Consider the following 19218-nt stretch of genomic DNA (forward strand, 5'->3'; position numbering starts at 1 on the left):
GACAAGGAGGTTGGAAGGGCCTGAAAAGCAGGTTTCCAAGGCTTGTCGAGCGCGCCGCAAAAAGTGTTCATTTTTTTGCGCGCAGGCACCGACCTCACCCGATAGTCACTCGACATTCACTCGATGGTCACCAGCCAGCCACGCTGGTAGACATTCACGGCAATGGGCAGGGTCTCGGCCAGCGCCGCCAGGGCGCGGTCGGTGTCGTCCAGCGAGAAGGTGCCGTAGACATGCAGGGCCGCCGCACGCGGCGCCACGCGGATGAAGCCCGCGCGGTAGGCGCGCAGGGCCTGTACCACATCGCCCAGCGGCTGGTCATGCGCCTCCAGCATGCCGCGCTGCCAAGCCGAGGCGGTGCCGGGCTCGGTCGCATCCTCGGCAATGCCCGCCGGACCGAAGCGTGCACTGCGGCCTTGGGCCAGCACCTGGCTTGCACCCTGTGGCGTGGTGATCTCCACGCTGTGCTCAAGCATGCTCACCAGGCTGCTGCCGGCCTCCTGGCGCACCACGAAGCGCGTGCCCAGCGCGCGCACCTGGCCGTGGGCCGTGCGCACGATGAAGGCGGCGGCGCCTTGCCCTGCCTCCCAGGCCTGTGGCGCTGCATGCGCCAGCAGCGTGCCCTGGCGCAGGATGACGGTGCGGCGGCCACCACTGAAGTCCAGGTCAGCCGCCGAACGCGCATCCAGCGTGATGGTGCTGCCATCGGGCAACGCAAAATCACGCCGCTCGCCCGTGCCGGTGCGCAGGTCGGCAGCCCATTGGCTGATGGGTGCGTGGCGGTGGGCCACGAAGGCGGTGCCCACGGCCATGCCGCCCAATCCCAGCGCGCCGCGCAGCAGGCTGCGGCGACGGCGGATGCGCGATTCGGCACGCTGCAGCGCCTGGCCCATCAGGCTGCCCGAGGCCGCAGGCGCGCCGGTGCGCAGCGGCGATAGCATCTGCTGCAGCGGTGCCTGCAGCCGCTCCCAGGCCAGGCGGTGGCCAACATCGGCCCGCAGCCATTGCTCGAAACCCTGGCGCTCACCATCGCTGACGGTGCCCGAGTTCAGCGTGACCAGCCAGCCCACAGCCGCCTCGGTGGCGGCATCCAGACTGCTGCCGTCCTGCGAAAGAGAGGCCGCCATGTCAGCCGCCGCGCGCCACCGCAATGCCGGCCTGCTGGCGGGCCAGCGCGATGGCGATGCGCCGGAAGGCCTCGGCCATGTGGCGGCGCACCGTGCTCAGGGAAATGTCCAGCTGGTCGGCAATGGCCTGGTAGGTCAGGCCGTCGATCTGGCTCAGCAAAAAGGCCTGGCGCGCCTTGAGCGGCAGGCCGTCCAGCGCCTGGGCGATGTGCTCCAGCGTCTCCAGCAGCACGGCACGCTCTTCGGGAGAAGGCGCCAGCTCCTCGGGCTGCAGGGCCAGGGTCTCCAGATAGGCCCGCTCCAGCTCGCGCCGGCGCCACAGCGTGAACAGCAGGCGCTTGGCAATGGTGGTCAGAAAGGCGCGCGGCTCCTGCACCACGGCAGCGGGGCGCGCGGCCACCACGCGCACAAAGGTCTCGGACGCCACATCCTGCGCCTCGGCCGTGTCGCGCAGCCTGGCCTTCAGACGCGACAGCAGCCAGGCATGGTGGCCCACATACAGCTGCTGGACCTGGAGCATGGATTCTGGAGGCGTGTGCGGCACGGACATGGGGCGGTATTTTAGCCGTCCGCAATAAGAATGGTTTGCATTCCACCATTCCCCCAGGGCAGCCGGACCGCCCTCAGTTCATGCGCGGCAGATTCGCCGCCTTGATGGCCGCGCCCATGGACTCATGGCCCTGGACCAGCTTTCTGCGGTATTCGGCGCCGGTGAGCGGCGCCGGGTCCACACCGGCTGACTCGAAGATGCGCGCCACCTGGGGCCCCTCGGCGGCTGCCATGGCGACGCGCTCCAGCCTGTCGCGCAGGGCCGGGGGCACGCCCTTGGGGTAGGCCAGGCCGATCCAGGAGTCGATCTCCACGTCGTAGCCCTGCTCCCTGAGCGTGGGCACCTCCGGCAACTCCTTCCAGCGCATGGGGCTGGCGCTGGCGAGCAGGCGCATTTTTCCGGCCTTGACGTGCTGGACGATGTCCGAAGGGTTCTGCACGATGACATCGACCTGCCCGCCGATCAGGCCGGCCACGGTCTCGGCGCCGGACTTGTAGTTGATCTCCTCGAACCTGCCGCCCGTCTTGCGCCCCAGCTCGTACATGGCCAGGTTGTTGGGCGCGGACGGCGCGCCAAAGAAGATGCCCTTGCCCTGGCGGGACGCGGCCACCAGGTCGGCCATGGTCTTGTAGGGCGAGTCCGCGCGCACGGCCACGCCATAGCGGTAGCGGGCCACGCCTGCGATGAAGTCAAAGTCATCGACCTTGTAGTCCACCTTCATGAGGTGGGGCGTGATGGCGATGGTCGAAAACGTCACCACGCCCAGCGTGTAGCCGTCGGGCTTTTGCCGGGCCAGCGACGAGACACCCAGCGTGCCCTGCGCTCCCGCGCGGTTGTTGGGCACCACGGGCTTTTTGAGCAGGCCCTCCATGGCATTGCCGATGGCGCGCGAGGCCACGTCGGTATTGCCGCCTGCGCCGTAGTTGATGATCAGGGTCAGTTCCCGCTCGGGAAACGCGTCCGTGCCCTGGGCCAGCGCCGGGGCGCCGGCTGCGGCCGCCAGCGCTGCCGCGCAGAAGGCCGAAAGCAGGCATCTGCGAGATGCGGGGGATGGATATGCATGCATGGTTGTCTCTCGTTGCGATCTTGGGTTCTGTCGTCTTTGGAAGTCGTGATTTCACGGTGCTGCGTACTACCCACTGACCGGGAAACAGGCACGCCCTGGAAGTGGGGGCACCGAGGAAGGGCCGCCTCGCACCGAGGGTGCCGCCCCCCCCCGCGAAGCAAGAGGGGGAAGCGGCGCAGCCGCTCAGGGGGTCGTCCTTCCTCAATTCATGAAGAAGCCGCCGTTGACGTCGATCACGGCGCCATTGGTGAAGCCCGCAGACTCGCCGCACAGATAGCGGATGGCAGCGCCGACCTCGGCTGCCTCGCCCAGGCGCCGCACGGGGATCTGCTCGGCATAGCGGCGGTTGACCTCGTCGCCGGCCTGCTGCGCCATCGGCGTCAGGATGCGGCCCGGCGCCACGCAGTTGGTGGTGATGCCGTACTGGCCCATCTCCGAGGCGATGGAGCGGCTCAGGCCCAGCACGGCGGACTTGCTCAGCATGTAGGCGGGGCCGGCCACGATGGACTTGCCGCGCCCGGCCAGGGAGGACACGTTGACGATGCGCCCCCAGCCCCGCTGCTTCATGCCCGGCAGCGCCAGCTGGCACAGGCGCAGCATGGACAGCAGGTTGACGTCCAGGATCTGCTGCACCTCGTCCAGCCCCACGTCGAGGATGCCGTTGGACTGGCCGCTAGCGTTCTTGAGACTGATGCCGGCGTTGTTGACCAGGATGTCCACGCCGCCATGGCGCTGCACCATGTCCGCGACCACGCGCTGGCGGGCCGCCTCGTCGCAGACATCGAGCACCACGGCGCTGGCCCGGGCGCGCAGTTCCTGCGGCACCAGTTCCAGGTCGGGCGCAGCCAGGTCGGCCAGTACCACGCGGCGGCCGTCGCGCAGCAGTTCGATGGCGGTGGCCAGGCCGATGCCGCGTGCGGCGCCGGTCACCAGGGCCGTGCGGATGGGGAAGTTCTCAGGCGCGCTCATCAGTGGCTCTCCGGCGTGTAGAAGGTGATGGGGGGAAAGGCGTCTTCGGTGCACATGACCTCGATCAGCGTGGCCTCTTCGGCTGCCCTGGCGGCGCGCAGCGCGGGGGCGATGGCATCGGCCGATTCCACGCGCACGCCGTGGATGCCGCAGGCCCGTGCGATGGCCGCATGGTCCACGCCGCTGAAGTTCACGGCGGAGGTGTGCTCTCCGAACTTCACATGCTCGGCATGCTTCTGGTAGCCCAGGATTCCGTTGTTGATGAGGACGGTGATGACCTTGATGCCCATGCGCCTGCAGGTCTCCATCTCCGACCACACATGGCCGAAGCCGCCGTCGCCCACCAGGCAGAACACCTGGCCGCCGTCCTGCGCCAGGCGCGCGCCCATGGCCATGGGCATGCCCCAGCCCAGGCCCGCCAGGCCGCGCGGCGTGAGGAAGCGCTGGCCGGCCCGGCGCGCGGTCAGGTAGTTGGTGACCCACAGCGTGGAGTAGCTGGCATCGGCCACCACGGTGTCCTCGGCGGTCAGCAGGGCGTCGAGCTCATGCATGATGCGTTCGGGCCGTATGGGTGCGGCGCTGGACAGGCGCACTTCGGCCGACTCCTCCCGGTGCCTTTCCCTGCCCTCGGCAATGCGTGCGGCCAAGGCAGCGCGCTGGCCGGTACGGGCCGACAGATCCAGCGCCCCGGCGATGTCCAGCATGGCTTGCAGCGCCAGCCGCGCATCGCCCACCAGGCGCATGGCGTCGTAGTTGCGCCCTATCTCCTGGCCGTCGATATCGAGGTGGATGAATTGCGCATCGCGCGGGTACAGCGTCCAGCTGTCCGTGCCGTTCTGGTTGGTGCGGTTGCCGATCAGGAACACCACGTCGGCCCCGGCCACGAAATCCTTCAGGTAGCGGCCCGAGCCATTGGGCCCCAGGCAGTTGGCGACCACGCCCAGCGACAGCTCATGCGTCTCGGCCACGGCACCCTTGCCCATGTTGGTGGTGGCCACGGGCAGGCTCAACGCATCGGCAAAGGCGCTCAGTGCCTCGCAGGCACCCGAGATGTGCACGCCGCCACCGGCAACGATGACCGGCGCGCGGGCCTGGAGCAGCGCGCCCACGGCCTGTTCCAGCAATTGCCGTTCGGGCACGGCGCGGTCCAGCGGAAAGCGGGCCAGTGCGGCGGGCCGGGGCACGCTGGACGGCTGGGCAGGCTCGGTGAGCAGGTCGGCCGGCAGCATCAGCGCCACGGGGCCAGGCCGGCCGCTGCAGGCGGCGATGATGGCCTGCTCCACATAGTCTTCCACGCGCGATGCCTGGTCCACGCGGCGCACCCACTTGGTCACGGGCTTGAACAGGCCCATGTGGTCCAGGTCCTGGAAGGCGTTCCTGTCGGTCTGGTCGCGCGCCACGTCCTGCACCAGCGCAATGATGGGGATGGAGACCTTCAGCGCCTCGGCCAGCGGCGCCACCAGCAACGCTGCGGCCGGCCCGTTCTGCGCGGTGATCACGGCCGGCCTGCCGCTCATGCGGGCATGGGCATCGGCCATGTAGCCGCCCGCGTTCTCGGTGCGGTAGGCGATCTGGCGCAGGCCCAGTTCCTCGGCGGCCAGCACGAACATGCTGGGCAGGCTCTGCCCGAAGAACTGCGTGATGCCGTGCCGCTTCAGGACCCGGGCCACCAGGTGGCCTACGGTGTCCTGCTTGTTCAATCCAGGGTTGCTCAGGGGTTTCGACATGGGTTGCGGTTTCCGTTCAACAAAAAAAGGCGTAGCGGCTCCCTCGCCATGGCAATCGCCAGCGATACGGAAAGGGAAGCCAGGGGGAACTTATCTATTCAGGAAATTCAAAGGCAATCCAGGACACGGCCAGTCCAGCGCCACCAGCCGCCCCGTGGAAGACAGGGTGACAAAAGCCGTCTTCAGGTCCTTGCCGCCAAAGCAGATGTTGGTGGTCATGGGGTCGGGCAACTCGACCCTGTGCAGCACCTGCCCAGCCGGCGAGACCACGGTGATGCCGCCCTCGCCCAGCGTGGCAAGGCAGATGTTCCCTTCGGCATCCACGGCAAGGGAATCGATGTTCTGCAGGCCCGGCAGGCGGCAGACCAGCCGCCCGCCATTGGGCGAATCGGGCCAGGGCCGGGCCAGGATGAGCCCGGGCTCGCCGATGTCGAAGGCCCACAGCCGCCCCGTGAAGGTCTCCGCCACATAGAGCGTCTTCTCATCGGGAGAAAGACCGATTCCGTTGGGCGACCACAGCGGGAAGACGGCCTCGCGGATGGCGCTGCCATCGGCCAGCGCGTAGCAGACGCCGCCCCGGTCCACCTCGCGCGGGCGCACCTTGCCGTGGTCGGTGAACCAGAACCCGCCATGCCGGTCGAAGACCAGGTCGTTGGGCCCCTTCAAGGGTCCGCTGCCGCTTTGCGTGTACAGGCATTCGACCTGGCCCGAGGCCAGATCCACGGCCTCTATGCGCCCGCCTGAATAGTCGTTGGCCTGGCCTATGGGCCGCAGCCCATGCTCCGCACTGCGGTGCCACTGGAAGCCACCGTTGTTGCAGATGAACAGCTTGCCGCCGGGGCCTATGGCGGCACCGTTCGGGCCTGCACCCAGGTGGAAGAGCTGCCGCCTTGTGCCATCGGCCGTCACCCGGGTCAGCCAGCCATTGGCGATCTCCACCAGCACGACCGCTCCATCGGGCAGGGCCACCGGGCCTTCGGGAAACTCCAGGCCGTCGGCCAGCTCACGAATCCTTGGTTCTGCTTTTTCCAACGTGTATGTCCGCATGCACCCCCCCTTAGATATGATGCATGGTACTTGATGCATCAAACACCAATTACAGGGTTAGCCCTTGGCACAGCCGCACTCCGTGGCCATGGGCAAACCGTCCTTCCTCGGGAGGTACCATTGCGCCCAAGCAGTTGCGGAGGCCCGATGTCCAGCGTTTTTTCACAGATCCGAACCAATCAGACCCTTGCCGAAAAAACCTATCTGCAGATCCGTGACGCCATCGTGAGAGGCCAGCTGCAACCCGCGCAGCGCCTCGTCTATCGCAGCCTGGCCGAAGAGTTCGGCATCAGCCCCACGCCCGTGCGCGATGCCATACAGCGGCTGGCCTCCGAAGGCGCCCTGGACCTGGACGACCGCGGCGTGGCCACCGTGCCCGTGCTCAGCGTGGAGCAGTACGTGGAAATCATCGCCCTGCGCATCGAACTGGAAGGCCGCGCCGCCGCAGCCGCCGCCAGCCGCCATCCGGGCCAGGGCTTCATCGACACCCTCACCCGCCTGCACCAGGACCTGGAAAAATCCATTGCCGTGGACGACGACGCCACGCTGATCGCCAACGAGCGCTTCCACTTCTCCATCATCGAAGCCGCGCAGCAGCCCGTGCTGGCCAGCCTCATCGGCCTGCTATGGCTCAAGTGCGGCCCCTCCGTGCGCTACCTGTACCGGGGCACCTACGCCCGCGCGGCCGAACATCCGCACATCCGGCTGATCCATGCGCTGGAGCAAAGGGATGGCCCCGCCGCCCGGCAGGCCGTGGTGCAGGACCTGCAAAGCGCCTGCCTGCATATCCTCAGGAAGATTGCCAAGGATGATGGGATGGAGTTTCCGCAGGAGTGGGTGGTGGCGGGGCTGCGGGCTTAGGGAACACGGAGACTTGCCAGTCAGGCAGGCGGGCCATTCCTATGCAAGCCCATGAGGACTATTGAGTCCTTTTTCATCAAGGATTCCTGTGCCCATCACAGCACATGGATGTGCTCGCGGATGCGGGCCAGAAGAAGGTCGAAATCCGGCTGTCCTTGGTAATACAAGGCCCGTGTCTTGCGGTACTCCTGCGCAAAACGGTCGCATTGAGCAGCATCGGCCAGCACAAATGCCGGGTTGAGGGAGATGGCCAGCTCATCTCCGGAACGGAACCGCTCGATCTTGCGTTGCTGATAGGCCGGTGTTCCGATGAAGCCCTGCACTTCCTCCATGCCCAGGAGGCAATACACATCGTAGTAATGCCGCAGGAAGTTGGCAGGAAATGCCCGGCTTGCATCCAGCCTGCGGTACTTGGTGGAGATGGTCTGCAATTTTTCGACGAAAGTGTGCGTCGGTGCATAGCAAGGCACATTCACCGCACGGTTGTCCCGCAGCGGGATATCGCGCTCCATGGCAGCCTCCAAGGCCCACGAAGAGATGGTCACTGCGCGATTGGGTGCCGTGTCATCGAATCCCAATTCCAACAGGATGCCGTCCTTGATCCCCGCAAGCGCCGCCGTTCTTGGCGTGTAGATCAACCGGATCCCGGCGCTGCGCATCTTGTCATCGTCAAACAGGCGATCCCGCTGAACTTCGACCACCCCCGGAATGCAGATGGTTTGCGCAAGCGCGTCGTAATAGGCTCGCCGTGATTCGACGTGAGCGGGCTTGTCGTGATTGCGGCCTGTCTTGACGTCCATTCCTTGCGGCGGGTCGATGCGGATATCGATGTCTTCGGAAAAACGATGGATGACACCGAAGCCCTTGGACAGCGATGTGCCGCCCTTCAGCTCGAACCGCACCCCCTGGGCCTGAAGACCCCAGAGGCAATGCATGATCCAGTAGTCTTTTTCCACCAGCACAGGAGCCAAACCACGCTCGTCGGCCACCAACGAGAGGAGTTGATCGAAATCCCTGCGCTCGTGAAGAAAATCAGCCACCGCTCCACTCCCTCAAGATTTTTCGCGTAGCCGCGTTGGCATAGCGCTCAATCGCCTGACGCAGGCGCTCGGCATCAAAGGACGGCATCTTTTTGCGCGCCTGCCCAAGAACCAGTTCCCCATCTTCAGCCAGCTCATCCAGGTTGTTGAGCAAGTCCACGAACAGGAACTCGGGGCTGAGTTTCTTTGGAAAACGGGGCTTTACCCGAAAGTCGAAATCACGATTGCCCAACCGAAAGATGCCGTGCCGCTTGCGGTTGTAGACCCAGGTGCTGTTGTACAGCTGCGTGGTACCGACACCCACCGCATTGAAGGCGGAAGGCGAAAACAACAGGAAATCGCTGTCCCGCAGAAAGCTCTGGACCACTTGATCGTCAGCAGGTGGCAGCGGCCCGAAATCGGACTGCTTGGGTGCGTGATACAGCCCTTGCGCCAACTTCTTCAATCTTCCGCCAGCCACCAACTCACTCAGATGCCGGTCGACTGCCGTGGAAAGCGGTGCCAGGTCTTCGCGTCGGTACACGCCGCCGGGGCGCAGCTCTTCCGCCAGGAGTGCAGCGCCTCCCCGCAAGGGTTCAACAGAAGAACGAGCGACACGCATGATGGCTGGATTTTTCATTGAAGTTTCATGCATCCTAGCATCTGCAGGAGATGGGAAACATTCCCAGTTCCACGCGTTGCTCTGGAGCAGCGCCGCCACGAACACCATCCTCAAACTTTGCCCAATAACCGCCAGCGAATCGACGCTTGCAGGCGACCGCAAGGAGGCGGCCTGCTCATTTGGCCGCCGCGACTTCCTCTCCGCTGGCCGGAACCGGCTCAGCATCGAAGACGCCTTCCAAGTATTTGGCGTAATGCTCCTGCAGATGCTTGAGGGAGGCGCCCTTGTCGGCTTGGTATTCGAGCCGCTCTTGGAAGAATTTCATGCGGCTCCGGTTCTCCGCCAAGACCTGGCCCCAAGTCTTCACGTAGATGCAGACGTCGTCCTTCTTGTGGATCAGCCCGGACTCGTCGGTCATGCGGAATTTCGCGTGCGGGCCGACATCGTCGCTGATGACCCAGAACACCCATGACACCTTGACGTTGCGGAACCGCTGGTCATCCATGACCGATGCGGCGTAGCCCTCGATCTGCGATATCTCATCGGTGTTGACCTTGACCTTGGGCGCCTTGAGCTCGACCACCAAGTGGGTGATCGAGTCCGAGTTGTGCCGCCGCGTGGATCGGGACAGCATCAAATCCACGATGCCACGCTCCTGCGAGACATGCTTGACCGGGGCGTCGATGACGATATCCTCCCCGAGGATTTTCTTGTGCGACCGTAGGACTTCCGTCAGCGACTGGTCATCGACAGACAGCATGAAGTCCTCGCCGAACATCCAGCAGTTTTGGGCGACGATGCGGTGCAATTGGGTTCGCTCGCGCAGCCTCTTCTTAGGCGCGGGATCGAACAGCACCGCCTCGATGCCGGTCAGGAACTTCAAACGATCCGCCACAATCTTGGCGGAACTGATGATCGAAGACAGCGACACGTCGCGCAGCAGCTCGGCGAGCTCCTCCTGCTGGCGCTTGGGCAGCCGCAGGACTTCGTTCAAGATGACCTGCAGCTCCTCGGGGCTTTTTTCGATCGCCTGCCTGAGCATGCGAAGCTGGAAAGACTTGTTTTGCTGGGCGGAGCTGGCGAACTCTGGCAGGTTCTTGGCGACGCTGACGGCCACGATCTCGAACACTTGCCGCTCGACCTCCTCCACGCGCGTGGCCGGATCGCCATCGAAGGGATACACCTTCTCGGTCTTCCATTCCTCGACGTAGCTGCGGGCCTCTATCGCGGAGCGCTGCCGGAAGTAGTCCTTGATCGTCTTCTGGGCCTCGTCGATCGCAGCCACGACCGGCGTCTGCATCTCCGCGAGGTCCACGGTCCCATCTTTCTGCGCCACCGTCAGATACGTGGATTCAAGATACGCGGTGAATTGGAAGTCGCCAATGTGGAATCGGCGATCGACCTGCACGAGAGGAAAGCGTTTCTCGTTGCAGAGGAACAGAGCCCGGTTGGACAGCCCCTTCCATTCGACGATCTCAAGCCGGACGGGATGCGCCTTGCCGCCTGATTCGATGTCGGCGAGGTTGAAGGCCTTCCTGCTGGCGATCATCTGGGCCGGGTCGATGCGCCTGCCGCCGATGGTCACGTTGACATCGGGATAGTCGGCCAGATAGAGGGCGAAGACTTCGGCCAAGACATGGATGCCCGAGTCGCTCACAAAGGAGCGGAAGTCCTTGTGCGGATCGGAGATCGTCAGCGTGACGCCGGCATCGGTCGGCTTGGCGACTTCGATCTCGTCGGAGATGTTCACATGGCGGATGTCGTTGGCCGACATCGTGATCGAATACTTCCAGAGCTTCCCGTCGCGCTTGTATGCGACGGCCCATTCGGCTCGGGTCCCAATGGCGAACACCTTGAAGCGGCCCCTGCCCTCTTGGCCGTGCAAGAACCTTCCGGTCTCGGTGGAGCCTCCCGGCTTCTTCCATGAGCCGCCGAGGCGTCGAAAAAACTCAGGAGCGCTCGCCCTCGGAATGCCATTGCCATCGTCGCGAATGATGACTTCCGACAAGGTGCCCATCTCGTTGTGCTCAAACGAGACGGAAACTCGGCCGGCATCGGCGTCCAAGCCATTCCAAATGAGTTCCGCCAAAGCCTGCACCGGCTTCGCGCGAGTGATCTTCTCCAAGAAATCCGATTGAACTTCGACCGGATACTGTTGCTGGGCCATGGAAAATCTCCCTTTTGTAATTGCGCCTGGGAAGCAGGGTGGCCGCCTCGTTGAGGATGGCTGACTGCACGGTCCCCCCGTATTGAGGCAAACCGTCCATCTCCTGTTGGATGTCAGGCTCACCTAAGCGGCACAGCTGCCTAACTTCTGCCTGCAAACTCCGGCCAGCGGGCTCCCCCTCAGGATCTGGTGTTGCGCTTCACCCGCTTTACGCCAGACCCGTCCACCATAGGCTCGCCCTGCTCCCGCGAACCCACCCGATGACGCGCAATCGCGCTCGCCATGCGGCTGATGGGTTCCTCATCCTCCATGCGGACATAGTGACCCAGAGCATCTTCGATCTCCTTCGCAGAGCTCTGGCTGATCGCCTGTGCCACGTCCCGTACGGCCTTATTGACGGGCTTACCTTGCTCCTCCACGGGCAGGAGTTCGAAGAACTCCTTCAAATGAATCGCCAGCATGGCTTGGAGGCCCATGAGACCGGCTTCAGCCGCCAAGCGCTGGGCGGCCAAGCGCTCGTCATCGAAGGTCCTCTGCAGGCGCTCGTTGATTTCGGCATTGAAGCTCTTGCTGGTCCTGTCCGCCGCCTCGTGTAGGGCCTGATGCAGCTCAGGTGGCACGCGCAGTGCGGTGCGGATGTAGTCGTCTTGTGCCATGGCACAAATTCTATGGGTCGGCTTCAAAATAGTATTGACACCAAAATGAAGTCAAAATACATTCAAAATTGACTTCATTTTGAAGCCAAACATCAAGCAGTGAGCAGGTATAGGGCTTCGCGCAATCCGTGCAGCCCCCTTCACACAGCACCCGGCAATGGAGGAGAACCATGGCAAGGAATGACCCATCAGCCTCTGCAAGCAAGCCCACCCCATCCAGAAACAGCATGGCCCGAGCCTCTCTTGCCGATGCCCACCAAGCAGTCCTCTTCGCAGCAGGAGTGCTCAAGCACACGGTGAAAAGCATCCTGTACGACGGAGCACAGGAGCGCTACTCCTGCCCTCACCTCAACCGGGCATTTGCAGCGCTCAACCAGCTTCCTGCTCCCGGTTGCTACCCGGCAACCAGTCCGCATGAGCTGGTGCGGGTGGATCTGCTTTCACCGCTCGCACTCATCAGCTCGGAGTTGGAGTTCGCAAGCGACACATTCCGAGAGAACCGGTTCAGTGCAGCAGACGAAACGGCCTTTGTTCATGGACTGCTGGAACACGCCTTTGAATTTGCAGACAGGCTGTTCGGGGCCTACAACGAGCTGCCCCACTCCTTGGACGACCTGCGTTTCCTGGCCAGCTTTGCTGCAGCCAAGGAGGCTGGCAACGGTATCAATACATTCGGCAGCCAGGCAGATACAGCATCACCAGTCACAGCGGCATCGCCGTTGCTTGGAAGCGGCCACCGGGCCAGTGAGTTGCTCATTCGTTGCTCGTTCGACATCGAGGCAGCAGCCCACGCCGTGACAGCGCTGGGCGATCAGATCACGGAACCGGAGCAGATTCAGATCGCCTCACTGATTCGCTGCTATGGCGCACGCATCGCGAAACTCAACAGTGTTCTGATGAGCCATCTCACCGGGGACGAAGTGATCACCCTGGCGGATGCGCAGCACGCCCTGTACCAAGGAGCCAAGCAGTTGCCAGAAGGAGCCCTGTGACGACGTACGGCGGAAATGGTCCCTTGGATTGAGCGCAGCGCATTTGTGTGCCGCGATCTACGCCCCCTTGGCGCGGCGTCCAACCTCGGGTAGTCAATAATGTGACCTTTGCCCGCCACCATGCCCCACACGATGGATACGGCCCGAGGCGGGCAGCACGACACAAGAACATTTGCGCCTTCCTGCGGCCCCGCGCCTCCCAGGCAGGCCTTGCCCGGCGCCTTCGCGCCGCCGCAACCTGTTGATTCCCAAGCCAATGAGCGACCTTTCGCAAAGCACACAGCCCTCTCCGGCCCCTGATCTGTCGGCGCACACGCCCATGATGCAGCAGTACCTGGGCATCAAGATCAACTACCCCGACACGCTGGTTTTCTACCGCATGGGGGATTTCTACGAGCTGTTCTTCGGGGATGCGGAGAAGGTGGCGCGGCTGCTGGATATCACGCTGACCACGCGCGGGCAGACGGCGGGGCAGCCGATTCCGATGGCGGGCGTGCCCTTCCATGCGCTGGAGAACTACCTGGGCCGGCTGATCAAGCTGGGCGAGTCGGTGGCGATCTGCGAGCAGGTGGGCGAGGTGGGCGCAGCCAAGGGCCCGGTGGAGCGCAAGGTGGTGCGCGTGGTGACGCCGGGCACGCTGACCGACAGTGAGCTGCTGTCGGACAAGAGCGAGGCCATTTTGCTGTCCCTGCACACGGCCGGGCGCCAGCGCTGCGGCCTGGCCTGGATGGCGGTGACGCAGGGGCGCATCCATCTGGCCGAGTGCTCCCACGACGAGCTGGGCGCCTGGATTTCGCGCATTGCGCCCAGCGAGCTGATCTACAGCGCGGGCGTGACCGAGCGCTTCGAGCAGAGCCTGTTCGCGCTGCGCCATGGCGGCTCCATTGCCTGCCCGCTGTCGCCCCGGCCCGACTGGCAGTTCGACGGCGGCCTGGGCGAGCGCAAGCTGCTGGAGCTGCTGGGCGCCGCCAGCCTCAAGGCCTGGGAGGCCGAGGACCTGCCGCTGGCCCATGGCGCCAGCGCCGCGCTGCTGTCGTATGCGGAGCACACGCAGGGCCGCAGCCTGTCGCACATCCACGCTCTGCAGGTGCAGCGCGACGATGAGCTGATTGCGCTGCCGCTGGCCACGCGCCGCAACCTGGAGCTGGTCAAGACGCTGCGCGGTGAGGATTCGCCCACATTGTTCTCTCTGCTGGACACCTGCATGACGGGCATGGGCAGCCGCCTGCTCAAGGCCTGGCTGCTGGAGCCGCGCCGCGACCGCACGCAGGCCATGGCGCGGCTGGAGGCCACGCGGGCGCTGCAGGGCGCCAGCGCAGGCGGCATGGCCGCGCCCTGGCAGCAGTTGCGCGAGCAGCTCAAGGGCGTGAGCGATGTGGAGCGCATCACCGCGCGCATCGCGCTGCGCCAGGTGCGCCCGCGCGAGCTGGTGGGACTGGGCCGCACGCTGCACAAGGCCGCCGTGCTGGCCCAGGCCGGGCAGACGCCCTCGGCCCACCTGACCCAGCTGTTCGCCGACCTGCAGCCGCCCGAGGGCTGCGCCGAGCTGCTGGTGCGCGCCATCATGGAAGAGCCGGCCGCCCTGGTGCGCGACGGCGGCGTGTTTGCCACGGGCTACGACGCCGAGCTGGACGAGCTGCGCGCCATCCAGAACAACTGCGACGACTTCCTGCTGGAGCTGGAGGCCAAGGAAAAGCTGCTGACCGGCATTCCCAACCTGCGCGTGCAGTTCAACAAGGTGCACGGCTTCTATATAGAGATCACCAACAGCTACAAGGACGCGGTGCCCGAGCGCTACCGCCGCCGCCAGACGCTGAAGAACGCCGAGCGCTACATCACGCCCGAGCTCAAGGCCTTCGAGGACAAGGCCCTGTCCGCGCAGGAGCGCGCGCTGCAGCGCGAGAAATTCCTCTACGAGCAGCTGCTGGACCAGCTGCAGCCCCATGTGCCCGCGCTCACGCGCGTGGCCGGCGCCATTGCCGCCATCGACGTGCTGTGCACGCTGGCCGAGCGCTCGCTGACGCTGAACTGGTGCGCGCCCGAGTTCGTGAACCATCCCTGCATCGAGATCGAGGCCGGGCGCCACCCCGTGGTGGAGGCCCGCATGGCCGAGACCTCCAGCGGCAGCTTCATCGCCAACCACACGCGCATGAACGCCAACACGCGCATGCAGGTCATCACGGGCCCCAACATGGGCGGCAAGTCGACCTATATGCGCCAGGTGGCGCTGATCGTGCTGCTGGCCAGCATGGGCTCGCATGTGCCGGCGTCCAGCTGCCGGCTGGGGCCCATTGACGCCATCCACACGCGCATCGGCGCGGCCGACGACCTGGCCAATGCCCAGTCCACCTTCATGATGGAGATGACCGAGGCCGCCCAGATCCTGCATTCGGCCACGCCGCACAGCCTGGTGCTGATGGACGAGATCGGCCGGGGCACCAGCACCTTCGACGGCCTGGCGCTGGCCAGCGGCATCGCCACCCAGCTGCACGACAGGACGCGCGCCTTCACGCTGTTTGCCACGCACTACTTCGAGCTGACCGAGCTGCCGGCCAAGGCACGCGCGGCCGTGAACATGCATGTGAGCGCTGCGGAGTCGGGCCAGGACATCGTCTTCCTGCACGAGATACAGCCCGGCCCGGCCAGCCGCAGCTACGGTATCCAGGTGGCCAAGCTGGCGGGCATGCCGGCCGGCGTGCTGCACCACGCGCGCCATGCGCTGGAGGCACTGGAGGCCCATGCCGACGAGGGCCGCCTGCAGGTGGACCTGTTCGATGCGCCCGACATGCCCGAGCCCGAAAGCCGCCACGACCCGCTGGCCCAGGCACTGGCCGCCATCAATCCCGACGCACTGAGCCCGCGCGAGGCGCTGGAAGCCCTTTACCAGCTCAAGAAGATCGCCGCCTGAACGCGGTCAATCGCCTCCCACTAAACTTGTCGATCCCGCAGTTTCGGATGTTCCCATGACTTATTGCGTTGCCATCAAGCTCAACGCCGGCCTGGTTTTCCTGGCCGACTCGCGCACCAATGCCGGCCTGGACCAGATCAGCTCGTTCCGCAAGCTCATGGTCTACGAGAACCCCGGCGACCGCTTCATGGTGCTGCTGTCGGCCGGCAACCTGTCCATCACCCAATCGGTGCGCGAGTTGCTGGAGAGCCAGCAGCTGCGCGACGAGGCCACGGGCGACATGCTGACCATCTGGAACGTGCGCAGCATGTTCGACGCGGCCCGCGTGCTGGGCGCGGCCGTGCGCCATGTGTTCGAGCGCGACGGCGTGGCGCTGTCCCGGTCGGGCGTGGACTTCAATATCTCGCTGGTGCTGGGCGGCCAGATCCAGGGCGAGAACATGCGGCTGTTCCAGGTCTACTCGGCAGGCAACTTCATCGAGGCCACGAGCGAGACGCCCTACTTCCAGATCGGCGAGTCCAAGTACGGCAAGCCTGTGCTGGACCGCGTGATCACGCCGCGCACGCCGCTGGACGAGGCCGCCAAGTGCGCCCTGGTGTCCATGGACAGCACGCTCAAGTCCAACCTCTCGGTGGGCCTGCCGCTGGACCTGATCGTGTACGAGAAGGACCGCTTCGCCTCCGACAAGATCGTCAGCATCGACGAGAGCAATCCGTATTTCCGCATGCTGCACGACAGCTGGGGCGAGCGCCTGCGCCATGTCTTCGACAGCATCGAGGACCCGGCCTGGGATGGCGGCGATTCCGCAGTGCCCATTCGCGTGCACAGCCGCCAGGCCCAGCCGCTGACCAAGGTCACCGCGCCGGCCGGCGCCCTGCGCGCCAACGCGCGCACCATGGGCCGGCTGCCGCCTGCGGCGCTGCGCCAGCCCTATCACAGCGGCACGGGTGCAGGCCTGGGCACCTCCACGGCCGACGGGCTGGCCACCTCGCCCATGACGCCCCTGCAGCCGGGCCCGGCATCGCCCATGCGGCCGGACGCCGGGCAACCCTCCGGCCACCAGCAAGGCATGCCGGATGCTGCGGACCGAACCGGCCAGGAGCCCCAGCCGTGAACGCGGCCCGGCCCGCGCTGCGGGCCGACAGCGATGCGGGCACGGGGTCGGCACCGCTGCCCGTGGTCTTCTCGCATGCCAACAGCTTTGCGCTGCCCACCTACCGGCTGCTGTTCTCGCTGCTGACCGAGCGCGGGATCGCGGCGCAGGGGGTGGAGCGCTTCGGCCATGACCCGCGCTTTCCCGTCACCAACAACTGGCCGCACCTGGTCGAACAACTGGCCGAATTCACGCGCGCCGAGGTGGAGCGCGTGGGCGGTCCGGTCTTTCTGGTCGGGCATTCGCTGGGCGGTTTCCTGAGCGTGATGACGGCTGCGCGCCACCCCGAACTGGCGCGCGGCGTGCTGCTGATCGACTCGCCATTGCTCAGCGGCTGGCGTGCCAATGCCGTGGGCGTAGCCAAGCGCACCCAGCTGGTGGGCTCGGTCTCGCCGGGCAAGATCAGCGCCCGCCGCCGCAATGCCTGGGACAGCGACGAGGAGGCGCTGGCCTACTTCCGCGCCAAGAAGGTGTTTGCGCAATGGCACCCGCAGGTGCTCCAGGACTATGTGCAGGGCGGCCTGGCCGATGTGGACGGCCGGCGCATGCTCAACTTCACGCGCGAGGTGGAGACCGCCATCTACAACACCTTGCCGCACAACCTGGCCTCGCTGCTGCACCACCATCCGCTGCGCTGCCCGGCGGCCTTCATCGGCGGGCGTGCCTCGGTGGAGATGCGCCAGGTGGGCATGGACCTTACGCGCCGCATCACGCGCGGGCGCGTGATGATGCTGGACGGCAGCCACCTGTTCCCCATGGAGCGGCCCCACGCCACGGCCGCGGCCATCGAGGCCTCGCTGCTGAACCTGCTGGGCTCCGAGGCCTGAACCGGACCTTCAGGCACAAAAAAGACCCCCACGCTCCCCTTGCTGCGCAAGGTCCGCTGCCCCCCGAGGGGGCCGCTTTTTGTCTTGGGGCGGCCCGGCGACAAAAAAAGCCACCCTTGGGGTGGCTTTTTGCATGGGCGGCGCAGGCTGTCAGGCCTCGCTCCAGGACACGACCCCGGTGAAGGCCGTCACCAGCACGATGATGCCGAAGGCGATGCGGTACCAGGCAAACGGCACGAAGCTGTTGGTGGAGATGTAGCGCAGCAGCCAGCGCACGCACAGCCAGGCGCTGATGAAGGAAAACACCAGGCCCACGGCGAACATGGGGATGTCGGCCACCGACAGCAGGGCGCGCTCCTTGTAGAGGCTGTAGACGCCGGCGCCGATCAGCGTGGGAATGGCCAGGAAGAACGAAAAGTCGGTGGCCGCCTTGCGCGACAGGCCCATCAGCATGCCGCCGATGATGGTGGCGCCGCTGCGGCTGGTGCCGGGAATCATGGCCAGGCACTGCACCAGGCCGACCTTGAGGGCGTCCAGCGGCGTCATCTCGTCCACGGTCTGCACGCGCATGGCCGAGGCGGGTCGGCGCTCGGCCCACAGGATGACGAAGCCGCCCAGGATGAAGGTGGTGGCCACCACGGTGGGCGTGAACAGGTGCGCCTTGATAAACTTGCCGAAGATCAGCGCCAGCACCACGGCCGGCAGGAAGCCGATGATGACGTTCAGCGTGAGCCGCTGCGCCTGGCGGCTGGTGGGCAGGTCGACCACGGTGGAGCGGATCTTTTGCCAGTACACCAGCACCACGGCGAAGATGGCGCCGGTCTGGATGGCGATGTCGAAGACCTTGGCCTTGGCATCGTCGAAGCCCAGCAGCGAGCCTGCAAGGATGAGGTGCCCGGTGGAAGAGATGGGAAGGAACTCCGTCAGCCCTTCCACGATGCCCATGATGGCGGCCTTGACCAGCAAAAGAATGTCCACGGCAAGCGTCCTGTCGCAATGCAAAAGTGGGCCATTATCTGCGCTGGCCATGGCCTGCCGGTGTCCGCCTGCCCGCCTGTCAGCGGCAATCGCAAACTTTTACAACGCCGGGCCCGCGACGTTGCTGCGCGCCCGGCACTGTGCTGCAATGTGGGTGCGCTGGACTTCAGCGCGCCTTCAAAACCATTCCATCATGAAAAAAATCGTTGTTCTGGCAGTTGTCTCCCTGGCCTGCAGCATGGGCATGGCCGCAGGGGACAAGGCTCCCACGGCCCAGCAAAAGCTGATGGGCACCTGCAACACCGAAGCCACCGGCAAGAAAGGCGACGAACGCAAGGAGTTCATGAAGTCCTGCCTGTCCGACGGCAAGAAGCGCCAGCAGGAACGCATGAAGACCTGCAACGTGGACGCCACGGGCAAGAAGGGTGATGAGCGCAAGGCGTTCATGAGTGAATGCTTGAAGAAGGACTGACCCCCTGAGGCGCTGCGCGCCTTCCCCCTCTCGCTGCGCGGGGGGGACGACACCCTCGGTGCGGGGCGGCCCTTCCTCGG

The 19218-nt window shown here is 65.4% G+C and carries 17 protein-coding genes; 6 read left to right on the plus strand and 11 right to left on the minus strand.

All coding sequences use genetic code 11. From position 1 onward, the window contains the following. Positions 1–116: 116 nt before the first annotated feature. From AC57B5_RS11375 to AC57B5_RS11400, 6 genes are all read right to left on the minus strand, one after another. Positions 117–1124 (minus strand): FecR domain-containing protein, encoded by a 1008-nt coding sequence (locus AC57B5_RS11375; protein ID WP_496399558.1) that lies wholly within the window; start codon positions 1122–1124, stop codon positions 117–119. 1 nt (position 1125) lies between these two features. After that, positions 1126–1644, minus strand: coding sequence for a sigma-70 family RNA polymerase sigma factor (locus AC57B5_RS11380; protein WP_013803538.1), 519 nt, complete (start codon positions 1642–1644; stop codon positions 1126–1128). Positions 1645–1747: 103 nt separating this feature from the next. Continuing rightward, a complete protein-coding gene (locus tag AC57B5_RS11385) occupies positions 1748–2740 on the minus strand; it encodes a tripartite tricarboxylate transporter substrate binding protein (protein ID WP_012204208.1) in 993 nt (330 codons plus the stop codon). Between the two features lie 201 nt (positions 2741–2941). Then, positions 2942–3709, minus strand: coding sequence for an SDR family oxidoreductase (locus AC57B5_RS11390; protein ID WP_496399559.1), 768 nt, complete (start codon positions 3707–3709; stop codon positions 2942–2944). After that, positions 3709–5436 carry an acetolactate synthase catalytic subunit gene (locus AC57B5_RS11395; RefSeq protein WP_496399560.1) on the minus strand — a complete coding sequence of 576 codons (1728 nt, stop codon included), beginning with the start codon at positions 5434–5436 and terminating at the stop codon, positions 3709–3711. The genes AC57B5_RS11390 and AC57B5_RS11395 overlap by 1 nt, the downstream gene beginning before the upstream one ends. 90 nt (positions 5437–5526) lie before the next feature. After that, positions 5527–6483, minus strand: coding sequence for an SMP-30/gluconolactonase/LRE family protein (locus tag AC57B5_RS11400; protein WP_496399561.1), 957 nt, complete (start codon positions 6481–6483; stop codon positions 5527–5529). Positions 6484–6630: 147 nt separating this feature from the next. Between AC57B5_RS11400 and AC57B5_RS11405 the strand changes: the two genes are divergently transcribed. Beyond that, a complete protein-coding gene (locus AC57B5_RS11405; protein WP_061289258.1) occupies positions 6631–7344 on the plus strand; it encodes a GntR family transcriptional regulator in 714 nt (237 codons plus the stop codon). Between the two features lie 95 nt (positions 7345–7439). Here AC57B5_RS11405 and AC57B5_RS11410 read toward each other — a convergent pair whose 3' ends face one another. The 4 genes from AC57B5_RS11410 to AC57B5_RS11425 form a co-directional block, all read right to left on the minus strand. Further along, on the minus strand, positions 7440–8384 hold the full coding sequence (locus AC57B5_RS11410; RefSeq protein ID WP_496399562.1) for a nucleotidyl transferase AbiEii/AbiGii toxin family protein: 945 nt from the start codon (positions 8382–8384) through the stop codon (positions 7440–7442). Continuing rightward, positions 8377–9003 carry a hypothetical protein gene (locus AC57B5_RS11415; protein WP_232245114.1) on the minus strand — a complete coding sequence of 209 codons (627 nt, stop codon included), beginning with the start codon at positions 9001–9003 and terminating at the stop codon, positions 8377–8379. Before AC57B5_RS11415 ends, AC57B5_RS11410 begins: the two co-directional genes overlap by 8 nt. Before the next feature lie 157 nt (positions 9004–9160). Further along, positions 9161–11152, minus strand: a complete 1992-nt coding sequence (locus tag AC57B5_RS11420) for an ATP-binding protein (protein ID WP_496399563.1) — start codon at positions 11150–11152, stop codon at positions 9161–9163. Between the two features lie 179 nt (positions 11153–11331). Next, entirely contained in the window at positions 11332–11808 is a 477-nt protein-coding gene (locus AC57B5_RS11425; RefSeq protein ID WP_207444327.1) for a toxin-antitoxin system HicB family antitoxin, read from the minus strand. Positions 11809–12035: 227 nt separating this feature from the next. Between AC57B5_RS11425 and AC57B5_RS11430 the strand changes: the two genes are divergently transcribed. The 4 genes from AC57B5_RS11430 to AC57B5_RS11445 all read left to right on the plus strand — a co-directional run bounded on the left by AC57B5_RS11430 (position 12036) and on the right by AC57B5_RS11445 (position 17688). Further along, a complete protein-coding gene (locus AC57B5_RS11430; protein ID WP_496399564.1) occupies positions 12036–12800 on the plus strand; it encodes a hypothetical protein in 765 nt (254 codons plus the stop codon). A gap of 319 nt (positions 12801–13119) precedes the next feature. Beyond that, positions 13120–15708 (plus strand): DNA mismatch repair protein MutS, encoded by a 2589-nt coding sequence (gene mutS / locus AC57B5_RS11435; RefSeq protein ID WP_496400107.1) that lies wholly within the window; start codon positions 13120–13122, stop codon positions 15706–15708. 55 nt (positions 15709–15763) lie between these two features. Beyond that, a complete protein-coding gene (locus tag AC57B5_RS11440; RefSeq protein ID WP_141829421.1) occupies positions 15764–16822 on the plus strand; it encodes a proteasome-type protease in 1059 nt (352 codons plus the stop codon). Further along, positions 16819–17688, plus strand: a complete 870-nt coding sequence (locus AC57B5_RS11445; protein WP_496399565.1) for an alpha/beta fold hydrolase — start codon at positions 16819–16821, stop codon at positions 17686–17688. The genes AC57B5_RS11440 and AC57B5_RS11445 overlap by 4 nt, the downstream gene beginning before the upstream one ends. A 150-nt stretch (positions 17689–17838) precedes the next feature. Here AC57B5_RS11445 and AC57B5_RS11450 read toward each other — a convergent pair whose 3' ends face one another. Further along, the gene (locus AC57B5_RS11450; RefSeq protein ID WP_034391335.1) at positions 17839–18666 is read right to left on the minus strand and encodes an undecaprenyl-diphosphate phosphatase; all 828 of its coding nucleotides are present in this window, start codon (positions 18664–18666) and stop codon (positions 17839–17841) included. A 193-nt stretch (positions 18667–18859) separates the two neighbouring features. On the opposite strand from AC57B5_RS11450, the gene AC57B5_RS11455 reads away from it, so the two are divergent. Then, positions 18860–19138, plus strand: a complete 279-nt coding sequence (locus AC57B5_RS11455) for a PsiF family protein (RefSeq protein WP_043781210.1) — start codon at positions 18860–18862, stop codon at positions 19136–19138. Positions 19139–19218 lie beyond the last annotated feature (80 nt).

The organism is Delftia sp. BGA-UO-ETr-SB1, from assembly GCF_059567865.1.

Excerpts from the sequence above, each read along its gene's own strand:
- AC57B5_RS11405 (WP_061289258.1), top strand. The coding sequence starts at position 6,631 with ATGTCCAGCGTTTTTTCACAGATCCGAACCAATCAGACCCTTGCCGAA.
- AC57B5_RS11425 (WP_207444327.1), bottom strand. The coding sequence starts at position 11,808 with ATGGCACAAGACGACTACATCCGCACCGCACTGCGCGTGCCACCTGAG.
- AC57B5_RS11385 (WP_012204208.1), bottom strand. The coding sequence starts at position 2,740 with ATGCATGCATATCCATCCCCCGCATCTCGCAGATGCCTGCTTTCGGCC.
- AC57B5_RS11430 (WP_496399564.1), top strand. The coding sequence starts at position 12,036 with ATGGCCCGAGCCTCTCTTGCCGATGCCCACCAAGCAGTCCTCTTCGCA.
- AC57B5_RS11380 (WP_013803538.1), bottom strand. The coding sequence starts at position 1,644 with ATGCTCCAGGTCCAGCAGCTGTATGTGGGCCACCATGCCTGGCTGCTG.
- AC57B5_RS11375 (WP_496399558.1), bottom strand. The coding sequence starts at position 1,124 with ATGGCGGCCTCTCTTTCGCAGGACGGCAGCAGTCTGGATGCCGCCACC.
- mutS (WP_496400107.1), top strand. The coding sequence starts at position 13,120 with ATGATGCAGCAGTACCTGGGCATCAAGATCAACTACCCCGACACGCTG.
- AC57B5_RS11415 (WP_232245114.1), bottom strand. The coding sequence starts at position 9,003 with ATGAAAAATCCAGCCATCATGCGTGTCGCTCGTTCTTCTGTTGAACCC.
- AC57B5_RS11390 (WP_496399559.1), bottom strand. The coding sequence starts at position 3,709 with ATGAGCGCGCCTGAGAACTTCCCCATCCGCACGGCCCTGGTGACCGGC.
- AC57B5_RS11395 (WP_496399560.1), bottom strand. The coding sequence starts at position 5,436 with ATGTCGAAACCCCTGAGCAACCCTGGATTGAACAAGCAGGACACCGTA.
- AC57B5_RS11400 (WP_496399561.1), bottom strand. The coding sequence starts at position 6,483 with ATGCGGACATACACGTTGGAAAAAGCAGAACCAAGGATTCGTGAGCTG.
- AC57B5_RS11455 (WP_043781210.1), top strand. The coding sequence starts at position 18,860 with ATGAAAAAAATCGTTGTTCTGGCAGTTGTCTCCCTGGCCTGCAGCATG.
- AC57B5_RS11440 (WP_141829421.1), top strand. The coding sequence starts at position 15,764 with ATGACTTATTGCGTTGCCATCAAGCTCAACGCCGGCCTGGTTTTCCTG.
- AC57B5_RS11420 (WP_496399563.1), bottom strand. The coding sequence starts at position 11,152 with ATGGCCCAGCAACAGTATCCGGTCGAAGTTCAATCGGATTTCTTGGAG.